This is a genomic window from Thermogladius calderae 1633, from assembly GCF_000264495.1.
Taxonomy (GTDB): domain Archaea; phylum Thermoproteota; class Thermoprotei_A; order Sulfolobales; family Desulfurococcaceae; genus Thermogladius; species Thermogladius calderae.
This window is the reverse complement of the sequence record NC_017954.1, coordinates 463,580-483,078: the sequence shown is the minus strand read 5'-3', so window position 1 is coordinate 483,078 and position 19,499 is coordinate 463,580. Positions and strand designations below refer to the sequence as shown.

General features: G+C 55.2%; 21 protein-coding genes and 3 tRNA genes. 8 read left to right on the top strand and 16 right to left on the bottom strand.

Going from position 1 to position 19,499, the window contains the following annotated elements; all coding sequences use genetic code 11:
- Positions 1 to 230 precede the first annotated feature (230 nt).
- From rpsJ to TCELL_RS02740, 3 genes are all read right to left on the bottom strand, one after another.
- Positions 231 to 542, bottom strand: coding sequence for a 30S ribosomal protein S10 (gene rpsJ, locus TCELL_RS02750; RefSeq protein ID WP_083829962.1), 312 nt, complete (start codon positions 540 to 542; stop codon positions 231 to 233).
- A gap of 45 nt (positions 543 to 587) precedes the next feature.
- On the bottom strand, positions 588 to 1,904 hold the full coding sequence (tuf, locus tag TCELL_RS02745; RefSeq protein ID WP_014737200.1) for a translation elongation factor EF-1 subunit alpha: 1,317 nt from the start codon (positions 1,902 to 1,904) through the stop codon (positions 588 to 590).
- 111 nt (positions 1,905 to 2,015) lie between these two features.
- Positions 2,016 to 2,615 carry a 30S ribosomal protein S7 gene (locus tag TCELL_RS02740; RefSeq protein WP_014737199.1) on the bottom strand — a complete coding sequence of 200 codons (600 nt, stop codon included), beginning with the start codon at positions 2,613 to 2,615 and terminating at the stop codon, positions 2,016 to 2,018.
- Between the two features lie 154 nt (positions 2,616 to 2,769).
- Between TCELL_RS02740 and TCELL_RS02735 the strand changes: the two genes are divergently transcribed.
- The gene (locus TCELL_RS02735) at positions 2,770 to 3,225 is read left to right on the top strand and encodes a bifunctional nuclease family protein (protein WP_014737198.1); all 456 of its coding nucleotides are present in this window, start codon (positions 2,770 to 2,772) and stop codon (positions 3,223 to 3,225) included.
- Positions 3,226 to 3,236: 11 nt separating this feature from the next.
- Here the strand turns inward: TCELL_RS02735 and TCELL_RS02730 are convergent, their stop codons facing one another.
- The 8 genes from TCELL_RS02730 to TCELL_RS02695 form a co-directional block, all read right to left on the bottom strand.
- The gene (locus tag TCELL_RS02730; protein WP_014737197.1) at positions 3,237 to 3,680 is read right to left on the bottom strand and encodes a 30S ribosomal protein S12; all 444 of its coding nucleotides are present in this window, start codon (positions 3,678 to 3,680) and stop codon (positions 3,237 to 3,239) included.
- A 45-nt stretch (positions 3,681 to 3,725) separates the two neighbouring features.
- The gene (locus TCELL_RS02725) at positions 3,726 to 4,172 is read right to left on the bottom strand and encodes a NusA-like transcription termination signal-binding factor (protein WP_014737196.1); all 447 of its coding nucleotides are present in this window, start codon (positions 4,170 to 4,172) and stop codon (positions 3,726 to 3,728) included.
- Positions 4,169 to 4,492: a 50S ribosomal protein L30e gene (locus TCELL_RS02720; protein ID WP_014737195.1), complete on the bottom strand. Its 324-nt coding sequence runs from the start codon at positions 4,490 to 4,492 to the stop codon at positions 4,169 to 4,171. The genes TCELL_RS02725 and TCELL_RS02720 overlap by 4 nt, the downstream gene beginning before the upstream one ends.
- A 2-nt stretch (positions 4,493 to 4,494) precedes the next feature.
- On the bottom strand, positions 4,495 to 5,706 hold the full coding sequence (gene rpoA2, locus TCELL_RS02715; protein WP_014737194.1) for a DNA-directed RNA polymerase subunit A'': 1,212 nt from the start codon (positions 5,704 to 5,706) through the stop codon (positions 4,495 to 4,497).
- Positions 5,694 to 8,342 (bottom strand): DNA-directed RNA polymerase subunit A', encoded by a 2,649-nt coding sequence (locus TCELL_RS02710; RefSeq protein WP_048162974.1) that lies wholly within the window; start codon positions 8,340 to 8,342, stop codon positions 5,694 to 5,696. The genes rpoA2 and TCELL_RS02710 overlap by 13 nt, the downstream gene beginning before the upstream one ends.
- Positions 8,343 to 8,346: 4 nt before the next feature.
- Positions 8,347 to 11,763 (bottom strand): DNA-directed RNA polymerase subunit B, encoded by a 3,417-nt coding sequence (locus TCELL_RS02705; RefSeq protein ID WP_048163614.1) that lies wholly within the window; start codon positions 11,761 to 11,763, stop codon positions 8,347 to 8,349.
- A gap of 35 nt (positions 11,764 to 11,798) precedes the next feature.
- The gene (locus tag TCELL_RS02700) at positions 11,799 to 12,074 is read right to left on the bottom strand and encodes a DNA-directed RNA polymerase subunit H (RefSeq protein WP_014737191.1); all 276 of its coding nucleotides are present in this window, start codon (positions 12,072 to 12,074) and stop codon (positions 11,799 to 11,801) included.
- 123 nt (positions 12,075 to 12,197) lie between these two features.
- Positions 12,198 to 12,271: transfer RNA gene (locus TCELL_RS02695), tRNA-Ala, on the bottom strand.
- 123 nt (positions 12,272 to 12,394) lie between these two features.
- Between TCELL_RS02695 and TCELL_RS02690 the strand changes: the two genes are divergently transcribed.
- A complete protein-coding gene (locus TCELL_RS02690) occupies positions 12,395 to 13,582 on the top strand; it encodes a Cdc6/Cdc18 family protein (RefSeq protein ID WP_014737190.1) in 1,188 nt (395 codons plus the stop codon).
- Positions 13,579 to 14,157 carry an endonuclease dU gene (locus TCELL_RS02685; RefSeq protein ID WP_014737189.1) on the top strand — a complete coding sequence of 193 codons (579 nt, stop codon included), beginning with the start codon at positions 13,579 to 13,581 and terminating at the stop codon, positions 14,155 to 14,157. Before TCELL_RS02690 ends, TCELL_RS02685 begins: the two co-directional genes overlap by 4 nt.
- On the opposite strand, the gene TCELL_RS02680 is transcribed toward TCELL_RS02685, so the two are convergent.
- The 3 genes from TCELL_RS02680 to TCELL_RS02670 all read right to left on the bottom strand — a co-directional run bounded on the left by TCELL_RS02680 (position 14,155) and on the right by TCELL_RS02670 (position 14,869).
- Positions 14,155 to 14,256, bottom strand: a tRNA-Gln gene (locus TCELL_RS02680). The two genes, TCELL_RS02685 and TCELL_RS02680, sit on opposite strands and share 3 nt — an antisense overlap.
- 75 nt (positions 14,257 to 14,331) lie before the next feature.
- A tRNA-Lys gene (locus tag TCELL_RS02675) sits at positions 14,332 to 14,405 on the bottom strand.
- A gap of 17 nt (positions 14,406 to 14,422) precedes the next feature.
- The gene (locus TCELL_RS02670) at positions 14,423 to 14,869 is read right to left on the bottom strand and encodes a hypothetical protein (RefSeq protein WP_238529037.1); all 447 of its coding nucleotides are present in this window, start codon (positions 14,867 to 14,869) and stop codon (positions 14,423 to 14,425) included.
- 72 nt (positions 14,870 to 14,941) lie between these two features.
- On the opposite strand from TCELL_RS02670, the gene tes reads away from it, so the two are divergent.
- From tes to TCELL_RS02645, 5 genes are read left to right on the top strand one after another with little or no spacing between them, the layout of a single operon-like run.
- Positions 14,942 to 16,633, top strand: coding sequence for a tetraether lipid synthase Tes (gene tes, locus TCELL_RS02665; protein ID WP_014737187.1), 1,692 nt, complete (start codon positions 14,942 to 14,944; stop codon positions 16,631 to 16,633).
- A 50-nt stretch (positions 16,634 to 16,683) separates the two neighbouring features.
- Entirely contained in the window at positions 16,684 to 17,280 is a 597-nt protein-coding gene (locus TCELL_RS02660) for an adenylate kinase family protein (RefSeq protein ID WP_014737186.1), read from the top strand.
- Positions 17,281 to 17,293: 13 nt separating this feature from the next.
- The gene (locus TCELL_RS02655) at positions 17,294 to 18,073 is read left to right on the top strand and encodes a GTPase (protein WP_014737185.1); all 780 of its coding nucleotides are present in this window, start codon (positions 17,294 to 17,296) and stop codon (positions 18,071 to 18,073) included.
- Positions 18,070 to 18,279, top strand: coding sequence for a MoaD/ThiS family protein (locus TCELL_RS02650; RefSeq protein WP_238529036.1), 210 nt, complete (start codon positions 18,070 to 18,072; stop codon positions 18,277 to 18,279). Before TCELL_RS02655 ends, TCELL_RS02650 begins: the two co-directional genes overlap by 4 nt.
- Entirely contained in the window at positions 18,272 to 19,012 is a 741-nt protein-coding gene (locus TCELL_RS02645; RefSeq protein ID WP_014737183.1) for a HesA/MoeB/ThiF family protein, read from the top strand. Before TCELL_RS02650 ends, TCELL_RS02645 begins: the two co-directional genes overlap by 8 nt.
- Positions 19,013 to 19,015: 3 nt before the next feature.
- On the opposite strand, the gene TCELL_RS02640 is transcribed toward TCELL_RS02645, so the two are convergent.
- Positions 19,016 to 19,279, bottom strand: coding sequence for a MoaD/ThiS family protein (locus TCELL_RS02640; RefSeq protein WP_014737182.1), 264 nt, complete (start codon positions 19,277 to 19,279; stop codon positions 19,016 to 19,018).
- Positions 19,280 to 19,281: 2 nt separating this feature from the next.
- Positions 19,282 to 19,494 carry a MoaD/ThiS family protein gene (locus tag TCELL_RS02635; protein ID WP_014737181.1) on the bottom strand — a complete coding sequence of 71 codons (213 nt, stop codon included), beginning with the start codon at positions 19,492 to 19,494 and terminating at the stop codon, positions 19,282 to 19,284.
- Positions 19,495 to 19,499: the final 5 nt, after the last annotated feature.

Sequence of the window (19,499 nt, the reverse complement as noted above, 5' to 3'; positions counted from 1 at the left end):
CCCGGTTCTACTGCGGGTTTACAACAGGGCGATCATGACTTTCACGAAGACAAATAGATAGGTTTTTTAACTTTGGTAATTGAAGCCATAAAATGGTAGCAAACAAAGGGTGTCCGTATGAGCAAGAAGAAGGAGAAGAAGGAAGAGAAGAAGGAGGAAAAGAAGGCTGAGAAGAAGTAAGGTTTTTGAAGCTTATGGCAGGTAGCGGGTACTGGAATTAAAAATCTTTTTTACAGCTCGATCTCCATCCAGATCTCGGGTGGAACCCTTAACCTGATGAGTTGCTTCATTACCCTCTCGTCAGCTGCGATGTAAAGCAGCCTCTTGTGGATTCTCATCTCCCACTTCTCGTACTTCTTCTTGCCCTCACCGTGAGGTAGCTTGAGAGTCCTTATCGAGAGCCTCTTCGTGGGGAGGGGTATAGGCCCGGACAGTTTGACCCCTGTCTTCTTCGCTATGTCTACAATTCTTCCTGTGAAGTCGTTGAGCACGTCTACGTTAGTACTCCAGACCTTTATCTTGACCATTCGAGGCGCTGACATGACTGAGACCCTTAAAACACTTTGTGTTTTGAGAAAAAATCGTTCTTACTTCTTTATCTTGACCTCGGCTAGTTTAATCTCGGTGACTATGCCTATACCTATCGTCTTGCCCATGTCTCTCATAGCGAACCTTCCGAGCGGTGGGAAGTCGGAGTACTTCTCTATTACTAGCGGCTTGATCGGCTTGAACTTCACTATCGCGTTGTCACCCTGCTTTATGAATTGCGGGTTCTTCTCCACTATTTGACCAGTCCTGGGGTCAAGCTTGCCGACGATCTCGGTTATCCTCGAGGCAACACTAGCTGTGTGTACGTGAATGACCGGCGTGTAGCCGACGGCTATTGCTGTTGGGTGCCATATAACGAACACCCTAGCCGTGAACTCCTCGACCACCGACGGCGGGTTCTCCAAGTGTCCGGCAACGTCTCCTCTCCTAATGTCCTTTTTCTCGACGCCTCTAACGTTGAAACCGATGTTGTCGCCTGGCTCTGCCTTGTCGATCCTCATGTGGTGCGTCTCTATCGACCTGACCTCGCCGACAACCCCAGCTGGCATGAACACTACTTTGTCGCCTACCTTCAAGACGCCTGTCTCGACCCTACCGACCGGTACGACGCCTACACCGGAGATGTTGTAGACGTCCTGGATAGGTATCCTGAGAGGCTTGTCTAGCGGCTTTGGCGGTGGCTGGAGTGTATCGAGGACTTCTGCTAGGGTCGGGCCATCATACCATGGCATGTTGGGCGAGCGCTCTATGAGGTTTTCTCCTGTCCAGGCAGACACCGGGACGAACGGTACCTTGTCCGGGTTGTAGCCTAGGCCCTTGAGGAACTTGCTCACGGTCTCCTTGATCTGCAGGAACCTTTCCTTGCTATAGGGTGGCTCGGTCGCGTCCATCTTATTTACTGCGACAATCAGCTGGTCGATGCCCATAGTCTTGGCCAGGATCGCGTGCTCTCTCGTCTGGCCCTCGGGGCTCATACCGGCCTCGAACTCACCTTTCCTCGCACTCACCACTAATATAGCCGCGTCAGCCTGGCTGGCGCCAGTGATCATGTTCTTAACGAAGTCTCTGTGACCCGGTGCGTCGATGATCGTGAAGAAGTACTTCTTTGTCTCGAACTTCATGTAGGATAACGCTATTGTTACTCCTCTCTCCCTCTCCTCTTTCATTCTGTCCATTAACCACGCGAACTTGAAACTTTCCTTGCCTATCTTCTTGGCTTCTTCTTCGATCGCCTGTATTGTCTTCTGGTCGAAGTAGCCTAGACGGTAGAGTATGTGCCCTACCAACGTGCTCTTGCCGTGGTCGACGTGCCCTATTATTACCAGGTTTAAGTGAGGCTTCTGGGATGCGCTCATATCGACCCTCTCCTGTAACCTAACGCACTGGGATTTAAATAAAAATGAGGTGTTTATAAAGCATTATGTTTGAACAGAGCTGAGAAGTAAAAGAGGCCGGATCTTATTCTTCTACCTACTGCTCAAGGCTATTCTCTCGATCTCGTCCTTCTTCTGTATCGCGTAGCTCCTGGGGTCATTAGAGGCGGCCAGTATGATCTCCTCGGCGAGGGCTTCCTCTATGCTAATGGTGCTCTTGAACGCCTTAGAACGAGCCCCCTCGGTTATGTGCCTCAGGGCTAAGTCCACCCTGCGTAGGGGGGATACGTCTACGGAGACGTGGTAGACTATACCGCCGTACATTATTCTAGTGGTCTCTTCGCGGGGGGCAGCGTTCTCGATTGCTCTAACCAAGACCTGGATGGGGTTCTCCTTGGTCCTCAGGTATATCATGTCGAAAGCGGCCTTCACTATGTTGTACGCTAGGTGTTTCTTGCCCATGTTGTGCCCAGGTCTCATGATCTTGTTTATCAGCCTCTCGACTATTGGCACATCGGCCTTTCCGAACCTCTTGTGTTCGTGCCGTCCACCTGTGTGAGGAAGGTACACCGGTTTAAGGGATATGTACCTCTTCAGGCTTGGGTCTCTGACAACCACTCCGTCGTAGCTCCACTTACCGAACAGCTTAATCTCCGGCACTTCTAACCCAGCAGTACTACTCAACCTGAGCACCTGAAGGGATTGAATAGTCAAACTGGTCTTTTAAACCTCAGCCTCTCCATGAAGAGACAACTGGGACTATCCCGTAGAAGACCCTCGCTGACGGCATGCTAGGTTTAAAACTAGGTTTAACTCTATCTGCATAGCGTAAGAGAGGACAACGGGATTGACTAAATACCTGCTCGTAAAGAGGGTTCGCGACGAGATCGGCGAGGTCAAAGTAGAAGGGCTTGACTTATACATGCCTGTACCGAGACTGGTCTGCGAGCTCGAGGACGGGAGGTCTTTCTACCTAGAGAGAGTGCCCTACGACGTCATTATATTTGTAAAGAAGATCAACGGCGGTGTGATCGAAGACGACAGAGAGAGGCTAGGCGACCTGTTAATCTCGATGCCCGAGGTGCTGGAGGCTCTCGGCAAGCACATTAAGAGAGTCCTGATCGAAGAGTTCGACGAGACGAGAGGGGTGTACTCGGCCTACGTCGAGTTCAACGATGGAGAACTGACGATAAAGAGGAAAATGGTGCCGAGTCACGCCATCCTTCTAGCTCTACTAGTGAGTAAGCCTGTCTACGTGAAGAAGGAGCTGGTAGACTCTCAGGAAGCCTTGTTTAAGCAGTGAACTGTAGGGTTTTACCTGACCGGTTTCTGCTTTTTACCGAGCCATATAGCCCTTAGAGAGACGCCGTTCACCTTAATAACCCTGTACCTCACACCGGGTATGTCTCCCATAGACTTACCTCTGGGGCCTCCGATACCCTCGATGATAACCTCGTCGTGCTCGTCTATGTAGTTCACACCACCATCCCACGGCACGAAAGCCGTAACCACTTTGCCGTTCTTCACGAGCTGGACCCTAACACACTTTCTGACAGCAGAGTTCGGTTTTCTCGACTCCACACCCACCTTCTCGAGCACTATTCCGCGTGCCATTGGCGCCCCTTCTAGTGGGTCGGCTTTCTCCTTCAGCCTTAACATCTTCACCTTGAACTCTCTAAGGCTCCACCTAAACTTGAGCCTCTTCTTCTTCAGCTTCCTCGCAGCGAAGAGGCCGTTCGGCGCCTTTTTACCTGGCATTCCTTGACCCCTCTAAGAAGGGAGTCTCACATAGGCTTTTAAGCTTCACGCTATTATCACTGTGTCAATGTTGAAATACCGGTTGAGTAGTAGACGAGCCCTAGCAACGTTCTTACCGTTTTTTCCTATAGCAACCGCCTTGTCGTTAGGGTCGACAGTGGCGTACACGACTCTCTTGCCACCAGGTCTCTGGGCCACCTTCACCTCCCTGACCCTAGCCGGTGCTAGGGCGTACTTCGTCAACTCCTCTATGTTGTCGCTGTAGCCGACGATCTCGATGTTCTTATTGAGCATCTTCTTCAGTGTCTGTACGAATATGCCTTTGGGGCCTATCGCTTTACCTATCTCGTCGGGCTTGACGAGGAATATTATCCTGTTGTTCTCCTCGTCGACAACACAGTCGTGTACGTGGACCCCGGTCAGCTCGTGTAGCAGAGTCATGTACCTGAACTCTTCGGGCGTTATCTTGATCTGGGGTCTCTCTTTGCTCATTGCTTGCCTCCACCCGCCAGCTCTAGGATGTTGGACTGCCCGGGCTCGATCACTCCCAACGTGGACACGCCGAACGGCTTCCCTAGTATCGTGCCGAGCTCCATGTTGGTGCCCGGGAAGACCATTACGGGTACGTTGGACAGCTTAGCGTAGTAGTATACGTCTTCCTTGAACTCTGGCGGCGTGTTTGCCGCGAGTATTACTAGTCTGACCTTCCCGTGGAGGAGCAACTTCACAGTCCTTCTGTAGCCCATGACCACCTTACCCGTCTTATACGCCGTTTGAATAGCCTTGATGACCTCGGGCTGGGCTGTGGACATGACTATCCCTCCGTCTTCTGGTTCCTAATACTTGACGATGTCGCGTAGAGCTCTACCAACCCTGTACCAACAGGTATTATCTGCCCTATTATAATATTTTCGGGGACACCGTTTAAGTTGTCTACCTCGCCACTGACCGCCGCTTCTATCAGCTTCTGCACCGTCATCTCGAAAGTGGCCCTGGCCAAGACGCTGGGCTTCTCACCGGCTACGCCCATCCTACCCACTTGCCTCACCCTACCAGTCCACGTCATAACGTCGGCTAGGAGCATGATGTGCCTTATGTCGACGTCCAGCCCCTGGTCGTCTAGGATGCTCTTGATCTCGCGTATAATCGCCGCTCTCGCAGCCTCGATCCCCAGCGTTCTCTCGATCTCCATGATGTCGTTCGTGTAGACCTTCCTCCAATCAACGCCCTTGATCCTCATCACCTCGGGTAGGTTACTACCTTCGGCGATCAACACGTACTCGTCACCCCTCTTTTGGATGATGACCTTCTTGATACCCTTCACCCCCTTGATACGGGCCGACGCTATTTTCTGCCGTATCTTCTCCATCTTGGAGTAGTCCATGTACTCCTCGGGTAACTCTACTCTCACCGTATAGTTCTCTTCGTCTACCTCGATCTCGCCTATGTTAAGCGCCTCGAGGACGGCCACCACGTCTGATATCTTGACGCCCTTGTCTTCCAGCATCTCTGGGTCCAGCTTGATGATGGCCCCCTCGTACGGGTTGATAACGATACTCTCGGCAACGTTCTCGATAAGGGTTGACTCTATCCTCCTGGCTATCTCCTTGGCCTTCTCCTCGCTGTTCTTGTATTCTTCTTCGAGGTAAATCTCCATGATAGGAGTCTCCGGCCTCTTCCTCGCGTCGACTATCTCTATAAGTCTCGGGAGGCCCAGGGTCACGTTGAACTCCCTGACGCCAGCGTAGTGGAAGACACGTAGTGTCATCTGGGTCGACGGCTCTCCCAGGCTTTGAGCTGCCACCGTCCCTACAGGCTCGCCGGGTTCAACAAGAGAGCTCTCATACCTCTTAGCCACCTCGCCTAGGATGGCGTCTACCTCCTCCTCGTAGAGGCCGTACTTCTCGTACACCTCGACGAGCTTTTTCTCGAGCTCCTCCACGACGTTTTCGCTCACTCTACCCCTTAGCGACTCAATACGCTTCCTTAGCTCTTCGACCGACTCAACGGGCCTCACATCCTCCACCCCACCACTTTCTGGATGACCCTGTCCACGTTAACGGCCTTTCCATGGTCGCTCCTCATGGGGTCTACACCGTCCTCCCCGTACTTGAACTGTATGACCTCACCGTTAGTAGTCCTCACACTACCGTCAATGTCTACTCTGACGTCCTGTAGGGCGTTTATCAGCCTCCTCTGCATGTAGCCCGACTGACTCGTCCTCACAGCCGTGTCAATCAGGCCCTCTCTCCCGCCTGCCGCGTGGAAGAACATCTCGATAGGCGATAGGCCGTTGACGAAACCCCTCGCGACGAACCCCCTAGCCTCTGGCCCTAGGTCGCCGGGCTTGAAGTGGGGTAGGCTCCTGTCCATGTAGCCCCTCGTAAGCCTCTTACCTCTAACCGTCTGCTGCCCTAGCAGGGCAGCCATCTGCGTTAGGTTGACAGGGTTCCCCCTGGAGCCCGTCCTGGCCATGACTATCACGGGGTTGGCTAGTGTGAAGTACGGCGTGATGACGTCAGCTACTTCGTCGAGAAGCCTCTTGGACAGTAGGTCTATGACCTCGTCTTCAAGGGTCTCCTCAACGGTCTTCCCCGGCTTGGGTTGCAGCCTTCCAGCCCTGTACTCCTCGATCAGTCTACTAACCTCCCTCTTCTTGTCAGCGATTATGCTCCTGATCCTCTCCCTGGCTTCTGGGGGTATGAGCAGGTGGTAGTAGCTCATTGTGAAACCGTACATCTCCGAGAACCTTATGAACATCCTATAGACGTTGTCCATGAACTTCCTAGCAACGTCTTCCCCGTGCTCTTTGATCAACCAGTGGACCAAGCTCTCGGGCTCCTCCCTGCCGATACTAGCCTTGTCTATAACGCCCTCGAGTAGCTGCCCCTTCTTGATTATGACAAGGCTGTCGTGCGGGCAGTCCTCGTCTATACACCTCAACGCGGAGGCGGAGGCTATCTTAGCGTTCCTCTTGTAGTTGAAGTCCCCCGGCAGGAAGACGGAGACTATCTGCTTCCCCGTCCAGTACTCTACGGGTCTCTGTATAGCTGGCTCGGGTAGCGAGCCCTTATAGCCAGCAACGCTCAGCAGGTCTATGACCTCGGCTTTTGTGAGTATGGTGGACTTGTTAGTCAGCAAAAAGGCTCCGCTTATGTAGTCCTGTAGCCCACCGATTATGGGCCCACCGTACCTCGGGGTGAGAATGTGTTTCTCGACGAGCATTAGTATTCTTGCTTCGGCCCTCGCCTCCTCGCTCTGAGGTACGTGTAAGTTCATCTCGTCGCCGTCAAAGTCGGCGTTGTAAGGCGGGCATACTAGCAGGTTGAGACGGAAGGTCTTGTACGGGAGAACCCTGACGATGTGGGCCATTACCGATATCCTGTGGAGCGAGGGCTGCCTGTTGAACAGGACTACGTCGCCGTCTAGTAGGTGCCTCTCCACTATGAAACCGGGGGCTAGCGACTCGGCCACGGCCTTCCTGTCGACGAACTTGAGGCTGATCTTCCTCCCGTCCGGCCTTATCACGTAGTTTGCGCCAGGCCACTTGTCGGGACCGTTGAGAACTAGTTTCCTCATCTCTTCAATGTTCCAAGGCGTCACTTTTTCCGGGACGGTTAGGACCTTCGCTACTACCTCCGGTACACCCACCTCGTTTATGCTCAAATTGGGGTCTGGGCTGATCACAGTACGAGCACTGAAGTCGACTCTCTTACCCCTCAGGTTACCTCTGAACCTGCCCTCCTTACCTTTGAGCCTCTGCGCTATGCCTTTGAGCGTCTTACCCGTCCTGTGCTTGGCCTGCGGTATGCCCGGTGCCTCGTTGTCGAAGTATGTAGTGACGTGGTACTGCAACAGCTCCCACTCGTCCTCGATCAGGGCGTTGGGCGCACCCGTCTCTACGTGCTCCCTCAACCTGTTGTTGACTCTTATAATGTCCACTAGCTTGTGCGTCAGGTCGTCCTCGCTCCTTATACCCGTCTCTAGCAGGATCGAGGGTCTCACAGCCCTCGGCGGTACCGGTAAGACCGTTAGAACCATCCACTCCGGTCTAGCGTCGGTCGGGTCTCCGCCGAGTAGCCTAACGTCGTCGTCCGGTATTTTCTCCAGTCTGCTCCTAACTTCGGCAGGAGTGAGCTTGACGATCCCCTCCTCCCGGTCCTCGTAGAATGTGTGTGGTTTGTCCAGCTTGATCTTGTACTGAGGCGCACCACAGTGCGGGCACGTCTGCTGTGCTGCCGCTCTCTTCCTTATGAACTCGTGGAGCCGCTTGACCAGGTACTTGAGGTTTAAGTCCTCGAGATCCTTCAACAGCTTCAGGTAGAGTTGCCTCTCGTTCTCGGGGAGCTTTACCCTTCCGCACACCCTACAAGTGGTCTTTAAGTACATGTGGATGTGCTTGGCAAAACCGGCGTGTATAACGGGCTTAGCCAGCTCTATGTGGCCGAAGTGTCCCGGGCACTCGTCTCTCGTGTTCCCGCAGATCGGGCAGACCTCTTTAGGCTCTATTGCTCCTAGTCGCTTGTCCATTACGCCCCCGTCCACGGGGGCTCCGTCGCTGTCGTAGACGTCGCTCGTTATTATGTTGGTCACGCTCATTCTACGGATCTCGTCTGGAGAGAGTATGCCGAATTTTACCTCTTTAATCCTGTACATACCCATGATCTCAAGCCTCCCTAACGTCCTCCAGCTTTAGACGGGGCATGATGGCCATACTCATGAGCTCCTGTATGAGCAACTTGAAGCTGTACGATACCTCAACGGGTTTTAGAACCCCTTTCTCCTTGTGGACGGGGCACACGTACCTGTCCCTGATCCTGTCGTAGTAACCTATGTGGCCACACAACTCGCACACGTATATCACCGCCTTGTCGCTTCTGTCTATCATCGTCTCCTTCAGTAGCGAGGCCGCGCCGTGGCCTACCAAGCAGTCTACCTCCATCTCACCCCATCTAAGCCCGCCTGCTCTAGCCCTGCCCTCAGTGGGCTGCCGGGTCAGGATCTGCACCGGGCCCCTAGCCCTAGCGTGGATCTTGTCGCTGACCATGTGGTGTAGTTTCTGGTAGTAGACTATGCCTATGAAAACAGGGGCTCTCATCAGCTCGCCAGTCCTACCGTCGTACATGGCCTCTTCACCTGTCTCCGGGTAGCCGTGCCTCTTCAGTACGACCATCAGCTTCTCCGGGTCCTCTTTGAAGAAGGGTGTACCGTCGACAAGCCTACCCTCTAGTGCGGCCACCTTACCCGCTATGCTCTCGATCAGCTGCCCCACAGTCATCCTGCTAGGGAACGCGTGGGGGTTGATTATGAGGTCTGGTGTAATCCCGTCCTCGGTGAAGGGCATGTCGTACTGCGGGATGATGAGGCCTACTACCCCCTTCTGGCCGTGCCTCGAGGCGAACTTGTCTCCTAGTTCAGGTATCCTGAGGTCCCTCACCCTCACCTTGACGAGCTTGTTACCGTCGCTGTCAGTGGTTATCATGACGACGTCCACTATACCCTTCTCCTCGTGCCTCATCACGACACTTGTGTCCTGCTTGACCTGCTCGCTACCAGTCAGCTCCTGCGTGATCATGAACCTTGAAGGGCTGACCTTCCCGATCAGGACGTCGCCGCCTACAACGTATGTCTCCGGGGCTACGATACCGTCCTCGTCTAGCTTCTCGTAGGCCCTCGGGCCCTTGTAGCCCCTTATGTCGCTCGGCGGGACGGATATCTTGTCCTCCTGTCCACCGGGGTACTTGTACTCGACCGTCGAGTAAACACGGAAGAAGGTGCTACGGCCTAGACCCCTCTCAATACTACTCTTGTTCATTATGACCGCGTCCTCGATGTTGTAGCCCGTGTAAGTCAACACGGCCACCACCATGTTCTGCCCAGCAGGCTTCTCGTTGTAACCGATTACCTCGAGCGGCTTAGTCTGGGCTAGAGGCTTCTGGGGGTAGTGGAGGAAGTGCCCTCTAGAGTCCATCCTCCTCTGGAAGTTCGCAGCGTACAAGCCGAGGCTCTGCTTACCCATGGCAGCCTCGTATATGTTCCTCGGGCTCTGGTTGTGTTCTGGGTACGGTATAATAGAGGCCACTATGCCGAGGATGCTCGGAACCCATATCTCGAGGTGCGTGTGTTCAATAGACAACTCGTCGGGGTTTAGGGCTATGTACGCGTTCTCTTCCTCGTCGGGGTCTAAGTACTCTATAACACCCCTCTTGACCAGGTCCTCGAATTTCAAATTCCCGTTCTTAAGCTGCTTTATGTGCTCGGGTTTGAGCTTTAGCTCGCCGTTCTCTACCACGAGAAGAGGCCTCCTGATACGCCCGGCGTCGCAGTTGACATAGACCTCGTTGAGGTACTCTGTTCTAAAGTAGGCCACGTTGACCTCCGACGAGATCTTGCCCTGCCTGCGTAGCTCCCTAATCTTCCTCGCGAGCTCACCGCCGTCCGGGTAGAGCCCTATCAGCCTGCCGTTCAGGTAGACCTTGCTCCAGGAACTGTACTCCGCTGTGCCAGAGTAGGCCTCTCCTCTCTTAATACTCTCCTTGAGCTCGTCCAGTATCTGAGGCAGGGTTTTCACGCCTAGTTTAACGAGCGTCTGCTCGACCTCCTTCTCGTCGAAGCCCACACTAATGTGAGCCATCAGGGCGAGGTTCTTGACGAGACCTATGTTCGCGCCCTCGGGGGTCTCGAAGGGGCACATCCTACCCCAAGAAGTGAAGTGAAGCTCTCTAGCCTCGAAGTGGGGTTGCGCGCGAGCTAGCGGCGAGACGACTCTACGGAGGTGGCTGAGAGTGCTCAGCATGTTTGTCCTGTCTAGTATCTGGCTGACGCCAGTCCTGCCTCCAGGCCAGTTACCTGTGGCCATCGCGTGGGAGATCCTGTCGGTTATTATGTTGGGCTTGATAACCATCTTTAGGTCTACTTTCCTGTACTTGCTGTAGGTCTTCTCGATGCTAGTCTTCACTTCCCTGATAAACGACACGACGATTGCGTGCCTGAGAAGCGTTGCGAGGAGGTCTCCCGCGAGCTTGAGCCTCTTGTTCCTGTAGTGGTCCTTGTCGTCGGGTTGTCTCCTGCCAAGGTAGACCTCGATTATTTTGTTTATCATCTGCCCTATGAACAGGGCTTTTTTCAGCCTCGTCGAGGGGCTCGGGTCTGTGCCAATGTGAGGTAGGAGGTACTCGTCTAGTGCCCTCTCCGCTCTCCTGACCCTCTCTTCTCTAGGCCTGCCGACGGCCATCCTCGCACCTATGAAGTCGAGGGCCTCCTCGACTACTTTCTTCCTGTACTCTTCTTCTAGTCTACGGATCTCCTCTTCGGAGACCCCCGGCGGGATTTCGAGCCTCGGCAGAACCGACTGGACTTCGCTTATGGATGGTAGGAGCTGGATCTGGACGTCCGGGTCAAAGGACACCGCGTTCATCAGCTCGTACTCCGTAGCCAGCCCTAGGGCTATCATCAATATTGGAGCCGGTATCTTCCTCCCTTGGAAGTTCGCGTAGAAGACTCCGTCCTTCCTCCTCTCTATCACTAGCTGGCTTCTCCTACCCTTGGCAGTGCTGACGACCTTCGCTACATGTGTTGTCGACGAGCCCTCCGGGGATATGTCTACGATTATGTTGTTGCTCGCCAGGTCCTCCTGGGCTATCAAGACCTTCTCGGCGCCGTTTATTATGAAGTAACCGCCGGGATCGTCGGGGTCCTCGCCGACCTGCTTAAGCTCCTCCTTGGACAGCTTGCTTAGCGGGTCTAGCTCGGACTTCAACATGACCGGGAGGTCCATGAGCTTTATATCCTGCTCCTTGTGAGAGCCCTCCCTGTCTACTAGGGCGACCTTCGCCGTCACCGGGGCAGCGTAGGTCAGGTTCCTGAGCCTGCACTCCATGGGGGTTACTTCGCTCTCGACCCCCTCGATATTCTTCCAAACCGGCTTCCCGATCTTGTAGTCTTTTATCACCAGCTTGAGGTCGGCCGTTATCGGGATCTCCCGGTACTCCCTCATTATCTCAGGGAGTAGTTCGCGGACAAACCTGTTGTAACTGTCCAGGTGCTGGCGCACAAGACCCTTCTCTTCGAAAAAAGCCTTCATTAGAGTCCACAAGTCCTCGATGGAGGGCTTGTACGTCACTCCATACTCGCCTCTTTCTTGCTCACGTCCACTACTACGTACCTGTAAGCGATCGCAACCCCGGCTGTGGGAGACTTCCTCACTACCCTGATAATGTCGCCGGGCCTGGCTCCTACGGCCTTAGCCGCAGGGTCGTCAACAGATATCCAGGGAAGGTTCTTCGGGCTTACACCCAGTTTCTTTAGGACCTCGAGCGCCTCCTCGGGAGACAGAACCTCGTGCTTAGGGACTAGAACGTGTTCTAAGATGTTTATACTCTCCTCCTCGCCCATAATCAACACCGGTTATAAACATGATATAATCCTAGCTAGCACACCTGAATACCCCAATTGATAAAAGTCTATTAAATTTATCGTCAGCTACGACGCTGCCGATAGAAAAGTAGAGGTTGGGAATGGACCGGCCGGGATTTGAACCCGGGACCTCTCGGATGCCAACCGAGCGCTCTTCCAGGCTGAGCTACCGGCCCGCTAGTTGATACTATACACTCCAGACGTCTTAAAAGCGTTCACGCGTGAGGGGGCAATTCAACCCTCTCCGTTAAATAGGAAGAGCCCCCTATTCCCAGTTGAAGAAGAGGTTGTGTCCCTGTATGTCCTTGGACATCATCGACGAGCTAGTCAAGAACCTGAAAGCACCCTCTACGAGGATCTTCAAGAACAGGGAGATACTCCACCCCGAGTACGTGCCGGAAGTCCTGCCTCACAGAGAGAACGAGATCCGGCGCCTAGCGGAGATACTGATCGTCGCCTTAAGAGGCGAAAGACCTAGCAACGCACTTCTCTACGGTCTCACGGGCACCGGCAAGACTGCTGTGGCCAGGTACGTCGTCAAGAGGCTTGTCGAGAAGGCCAACTCGCTCAACGTGAAGCTGGAGCAGGCCTACGTCAACACCAGGAAACTCGACACGACGTACAGGGTTGTGGCCCAGATAGCCTCTAGTATAGGGCTGAAGATCCCCCCGACAGGCCTAGCGATCAGCGAGGTCTACAGGAGGTACATCAACGCACTCGAGAACTGGGGCGGTGTTCACATCATAGTCCTCGACGAGGTAGACTACTACGTGAAGAGAGAGGGAGACGACCTGCTCTACAAGCTCGTGAGGATCAACGAGGAGCTAAAGAGCTCCCGTGTAGCCCTCGTGGGTATTACCAACGACATAAACTTCGTCGAGAGCCTAGACCCCCGGGTGAGGTCTAGCCTAGGAGAGGTCGAGATCGTCTTCCCGCCCTACAACGCAGAGCAGCTTTTCGACATCCTGAAGCAGAGAGCGGAGATGGCCTTCTACCCGGGTGTCGTGGACGACGGCGTGATATCCTTCTGCGCCGCACTAGCCGCCCGAGAGCACGGAGACGCGAGGAGAGCGCTCGACCTGCTCAGAGTAGCGGGCGAGATCGCGGAGAGGGAGGGCTCGCCGAAGGTCACGGTTGACCACGTGAAGAGGGCCAATGTCGAGATAGAGGAGGGGAGAGTCCAGCAGAGTGTGATGTCCCTCCCCCTCCACCAGAAGATAGTGCTGAAGGCAATAATCGAGGTCGCCAAGCTGAAAGGGAGCGCAACCACGGGCGAGGTCTACTTGAAGTACGCCGAAATCGCCAAGGAGCTGGGCCTAGAACCGCTGACTCAGAGGAGGGTTAGCGAGATAATAAGCCAGCTGGACATGCTCGGGCTCGTGAACGCGACTGTTGCGAGTAGAGGGAGGCACGGGGTCACCAAGGTTATTAGAGTCAGGTCCGATCTAGTGAAGACCGTCGACGACCTGTTGAAGGATGTTAAATGAACTACGTTGCCTTCGACGACGGGTACTTCCCCGTCGGGTTCAAGTCGAGGAGGGGCTACACGATCGTACTCGGGGTTAAGACAGACGAGAACTTGAAGCCTACTGCTGCGGGGTTCAAGCCCGTCCTGGTAGACGCGGGACGTAGCGAAGACGCGGTGATAGAGCTAGGAAAGAGACTAGGGGGCGGGCTACTACTACTGGACGGGGTGACGTACAGCGGCTTCGACATCGTAGACCCGTGGAGAGTGTACGAGTCCACGGGGCAACCCGTCGTAGTGGTGCAGTACGGCGACGTTGACCTACAAGGCGTCGTCGAGGCCTTGACCAGGCACTTCCCCGACGGGCACGAGAGGCTCAAGACTTTCCTAAGAGCGTACGAGTCCATGAAACCCCTGGAGACGCCCTGGAGAACCATAAGGATACTCCCGGTAGGGGTGGACTTCTACGAGGCCGCCGTGTTGGTCAGAGCCGCTATGGTCTACAGCCCTATCCCCGAGCCCCTTAGGATAGCGCACAACTTAGCGTCCGCGTTAACAAGACTCCTATACCACAGGTTGAGTGTAGGAGCAGAGTAGCCGGGCGGGGATTCGAACCCCGGTCACGGGGGCTCCCCTCGCCAGGGAAATCCCTGGCGACCCAGAGCCCCGCATCCTTGGCCGCTAGACGACCCGGCTATCAAGTATATTGATACTTGGCAACAAGGGTTAAAAGTCTTATACCCTTGAGGACTCGTCGCCTGGGGCCGTGAGCGGGCCCGCCGGGATTTGAACCCGGGACCTACGGGTTAAAAGCCCGCCGCTCTACCAAGCTGAGCTACGGGCCCTCAGTTCTCCTCCTACTCTATGTTCTGTTATAAACTTTACCGGGAGAGCCTTCTCTACCGCGGACTCTCACGGTGAGCTTGTGGGAGCCGGAGCCCTCTGCTAAATCCCAACTCACAACGAGGGTGGAGCCGTAGACGCCTGGTTCTACATAGAGCTCTTCGTCTAGCCCCGGGATCAAGACCTGGACTCTGTAACAGGGCTCTCCCACAGCTATAAGGCAAGGGATTGGAACCTCAAAAGGCCCGATCCTAAGCCAACCGCTCGCCATTAATTTGTAGTAGCCTGCCACGCTGTTCTCGTACTCCACTCTAATACTCTGCTTCGATTTGAGGGCGAGATCGCCCAGTTCGAAAACCAGCGTCCCAGACCTGCTTGTGATCCTTCCGCTGAAAACCCGCGTGAACGGCTCGCCGATACTGGACTCGAAAACGACCTGTATGTTTATATCTGTCATGCCTCTCACTTGTTTTCATGAGCCTGTAAACGCTTATATTCGCCCTCGGTTATTAGGTGAACCTAAGACAACGGTGGTATTGTGACCATAACAGTCGGCAAAAGGGTCGGGGAGATCTCCTACGTTATCCCCCGGTTGAGGCAGGGCGAGGAGCTCGTATCCACGACCATGAGTGTTTGCCCCTACTGCTACAGAGTTTTACCAGCCGTACTAGTCGAGAGAAATGGAAAGATCTACATACGGAGAGTGTGCCCTGAACACGGGGAGATCGAGGAGATATACTACGGTGACGCTACTACGTACAAGAGGATCGCTAAGTGGGAGGAAGACGGGAGAGGGACGAGACACGTCTACACCCAGTTGAGGGGGCCCTGCCCGTTCAACTGTGGTCTCTGCCCGATGCACAAGCAGCACTCAGCCCTAGTGAACATCGTTTTGACTAACAGGTGTAACCTGAGTTGCTGGTACTGCTTCTTCTTTGCGGAGGCCTCGGGCTTCGTGTACGAGCCGTCTATAGACCAGATAAGGGAGATGGTGAGAGCGATCAAGAAGCAGGGCGTGACGGTCGCCGTCCAGCTGACAGGCGGTGAGCCGACCCTTAGGGAGGACCTCGTCGAGATAGTCAGGATGTTGAGGAGCGAGGGCGTAAGGCATATACAGCTCAACACAAACGGGATCAAGTTCGCTGAGCTGTACTGGGAGGAGCCCGCTAAAGCTGTCGAGTACGCCCGAGAGCTGAGGGCTGCGGGCGTGAACACGGTCTACCTGAGCTTCGACGGCGTATCGCCCGTCACGAACTGGAAGAACCACTGGGAGATCCCGTACATCTTCGAGGTCTTCAGGAAAGCGGGTATGACGAGCGTCGTACTGGTGCCCACGGTGATCAACAACGTGAACACCCACGAGCTCGGGGCGATGGTAAGGTTCGCCGCCAAGCACATAGACATCGTGAGGTCCGTGAACTTCCAACCGGTGAGCATAACAGGGCTTATGAAGAGGCACGAGAGGGAGAAGTACAGGGTCACCATAGGCGACATAGTCAAGCTGATAGAGGAGCAGACCGAGGGGGAGGTCCCGAGAGAGGCGTGGTTCCCGATCAACGTCAGCGCCGTGTTCTCCAGGTTTGTAGAGGGCTTCAGCGGGGAGTTCAAGTTCGAGATGAGCAATCACCCAGCCTGCGGGGTGGGGACCTACGTCTACGTCGAGAGGAGGGGTGACGCCACCAGACTCGTGCCCATAACCGAGTTCGTGGACGTGGAAGGGCTCGTCGAGTACCTCGAGGAGAAGTGGAGGGACTTAGTGGAGGGCTCGAGCAGGATCTTGACCGGGATGAGGCTGCTCTACACTATCCGGAAGTTCATACACCAGGAGAAGGCCCCCGAGGGCTTCGACCTCTACAAGTTGCTGTTCAACATCATCGTGAAGAGGAGCTACGAGGCCCTGGGTGAACTCCACTACAAGCTCTTGTTCCTGGGGCAGATGCACTTCATGGACCTATACAACTACGACATTCAGAGGGTCCAGAGGTGTAACATCCACTACGCTGTGCCAGACGGTAGACTGATACCGTTCTGCGCGTTCAACATCTTCGAGGACATCTACAGGGAGAAGATACACAAGGAGAACAGTATTAGCCTGGTCGAGTACAGCAAGAAGTACGGTTTGCCCGAGGGCATCGTCACTAGGAAGTACATCAGGGACAGGCGCAAGCTGGAGTCGACGGAGATCTACAAGAAGACCTACGAGGGTATCCTCGAGCTGGTGAAGAGGTAGCCACTCCTGTTTTTAGCGGGCTATTTCCATCCCTACACGTTGGTTGAAGCATGCCGGGTTTCAAGTGCCTGGTCGTAGCCGGTACACCTGGAGTAGGCAAGTCGACAGTCTCGAGACTACTGGCAGAGCGGATCGGAGGCACCCACGTCGACTTGAGCGAGCTAGTAGTGAGAGAGGGGCTCTACGACTACTACGACCCCGAGACTAACAGCTACGTTATCAGCGAGGAAAGGGTCTCGGCTAGAGTGAGAGAGCTGTGTGAGAGCAGTAGTGGGACTGTGATCTCGACGCACTACCCCGAGGTCTTGGACAGCAAGGTAGTGGACTTGGTGGTAGTCCTCAGGCTGGATCCCAGGGTACTGATCACCAGGTTGAGGAAACGGGGGTGGAACGATAAGAAGGTAGCCGAGAACGTGATGGCAGAGGTCTTATCCGTAGTTTTGACAAACGTCGTGGCCAGGTTCGGTACCGGGAAGGTTGTCGAGGTAGACGTCACTGGCAAGACCCCAGAAGAGGTCGTCGACGAGCTCCTACGCAAGGTCAGAGAAGGGGCTGCCCCAGCCGGGTACGTCGACTGGCTCAGTGTTGTAGACCCCAGCTTCATAGAGGAGCTCGAAAGGGTGCTGGAGCGTGAGCCGGAGGCCTAGGTTCTTCCGGTTGATGTCCTGGAGCGAGGTCAGGCGGGTGATCGACTCGGCGGACGTAGTCCTGCACGTGCTCGACGCCAGAGACCCGCTCTCCACGCTGAGCGCGCGGGTCGAGAGCATAGTACGCCGCCAGGGGAAGGAACTGGTCCTCGTCTTGAACAAGGCCGACCTAGTACCAAGGGATGTAGCCGAGGCGTGGAAGAGGTACTTCGCTGGCAGGGGCTACAACGCGGTCTACGTGTCGACCACTAGACACCAGGGCACGCTCATACTTAGAAGGACTATAAAGCGCGTAGCCCCGAGACTCCCGACGGTCGTGGCCGTAGTCGGGTTCCCGAAGACCGGGAAGTCGTCTATAATCAACGCCTTGAAGGGGAGGCGCTCTGCCCCCACAAGCCCCTACCCTGGTTCCCCAGGCTACACCAAGGGCGTCCAGTTCGTTAGGGTAGACAAGGACATCCTTATGGTCGACACCCCTGGCGTGATCCCCATAGAAGGAGACCCGCTGGAGAGGGTTATCAGGGGGACGCCAGTGGAGCACATCGAGGACCCGGTGGGGGTCGCCCACATGCTGATCAAGAGGGTTATCGATAAAAGGCCCGACGCTTTCAAGAAGGCCTATGGCCTCGACTCCGTGGACCCCGACGAGATCCTAAGGGCTATAGCGACCAAGCACGGCTGGTTCTACAAGAAGAGTGGGGACCCCCTCGTCGAGGAGGCTGCTCGCAAGGTTATTAGGGATTTCCACGATGGTCTAATACCATACTACGTCGAACCCGTGGAGGCGGAGTGAGCACAGCGATGGGAATACGTGTGAGGATAACAGGGGAGGGAGAGCGTGTTGTCGAGAACGTCTCCAGCGTGAGGGAGCTACTGGCCAAAGTAGGCCTAGTGGGAGAGGAGGTGGTCGTGCTCCGGAATGGCGTCATACTGACAGAAGACGACGAGCTGAGCGACGGGGACGAGGTAATCGTCTACGTGGTGAAGTCCGGTGGCTGAGAGAGTGGAATTGAGCGAGTTCGAGAGAGAGCTCTACAGCAGGCAACTCGAGCTGATAGGAGAAGAGGGGCAGCTGAAGCTGAAGAAGGCCAGGGTCCTCGTCGCCGGTCTAGGCGGCCTAGGCTCAGCCGTATCGATCTACCTGGCAGCCATGGGTGTGGGGAACCTCTACGTACTGGACAGAGAGGTGGTCGAGGTCAGCAACCTCCAGAGGCAGGTGCTGTACTCAATAGACGACCTGGGCAAGCCCAAGCCGCTCGCCGCCGCAGAGAAACTTAAGAAGCTGAACCCGAACACGAACGTCCAGCCCATATACGCCGAGGTCTCCGAGAGCCTCTTGTCGAGCATAGACGTGGACGTCTACGTCGACGCGTTCGACAACTGGCCTGCTAGGTTCGTCCTTGACAAGGTCGCCTGGTCTAAGAGAAAGCCCCTCGTCCACGGGGGCGTTAGGGGCTTCTACGGACAGGTGACAGTCGTCCTCCCCGGGGTGACACCCTGTCTTAGGGCCCTGTTCCCGATTAGCGACGAAACCAGGGAAGAGTCCACTCTCCAGGTATTCCCCACAACGCCGGGGATCATAGGTCTAATAGAGGCCCTGGAGACCGCCAAGATAATCCTAGGTATGGGTAACCTTCTGGTCAACAAGCTGCTCGTCTACAACGGTCTCCAGCCGTCTTTCGAGGTTATCGAGTTCAAGCCAGACCCAAGAATGTTCGAGAGGTGCCAGTGAGGCTCAACCACCCATCTCGGGCGTCATGAACGTGACCCTGTCGCCGTCCCGGAGCCTGTAGTCGGGGCTGAGAACAGGCCTGTCGTTTACGAAGGTCACGAAGACGAAGTGTCCTTGAGAGTACCTCTTGTATATCCTCGGGTTGAGCTTACTGGACACTGTTTTCACCAGCTCGTCTAGGGTAGCACCCTCCGGTAGCTCGACTTCCATCGCGAAGACGCCGGACATCTCGCTCGCTCTCCCGGTGAAGACGACCTTCACCTTCACCGTCAGCCACCCGGCGCTTCCTCTATAACTACAACTCTATCCCCGGCCCTTATAAGAGTCCACGGCTCGTCCGCGATTCTGTCGTTTACCAAGACTATGAGGTTTCCGCTGAAACCGCGCTCTACTATGGTTCTCACGAGCTCTGCCAGCGTTATGGAGTCTCTGGGTACTTCGACCCAGACCCTGCTGGGTAGTACGAGGGCCCTCACGGGCATAGGCG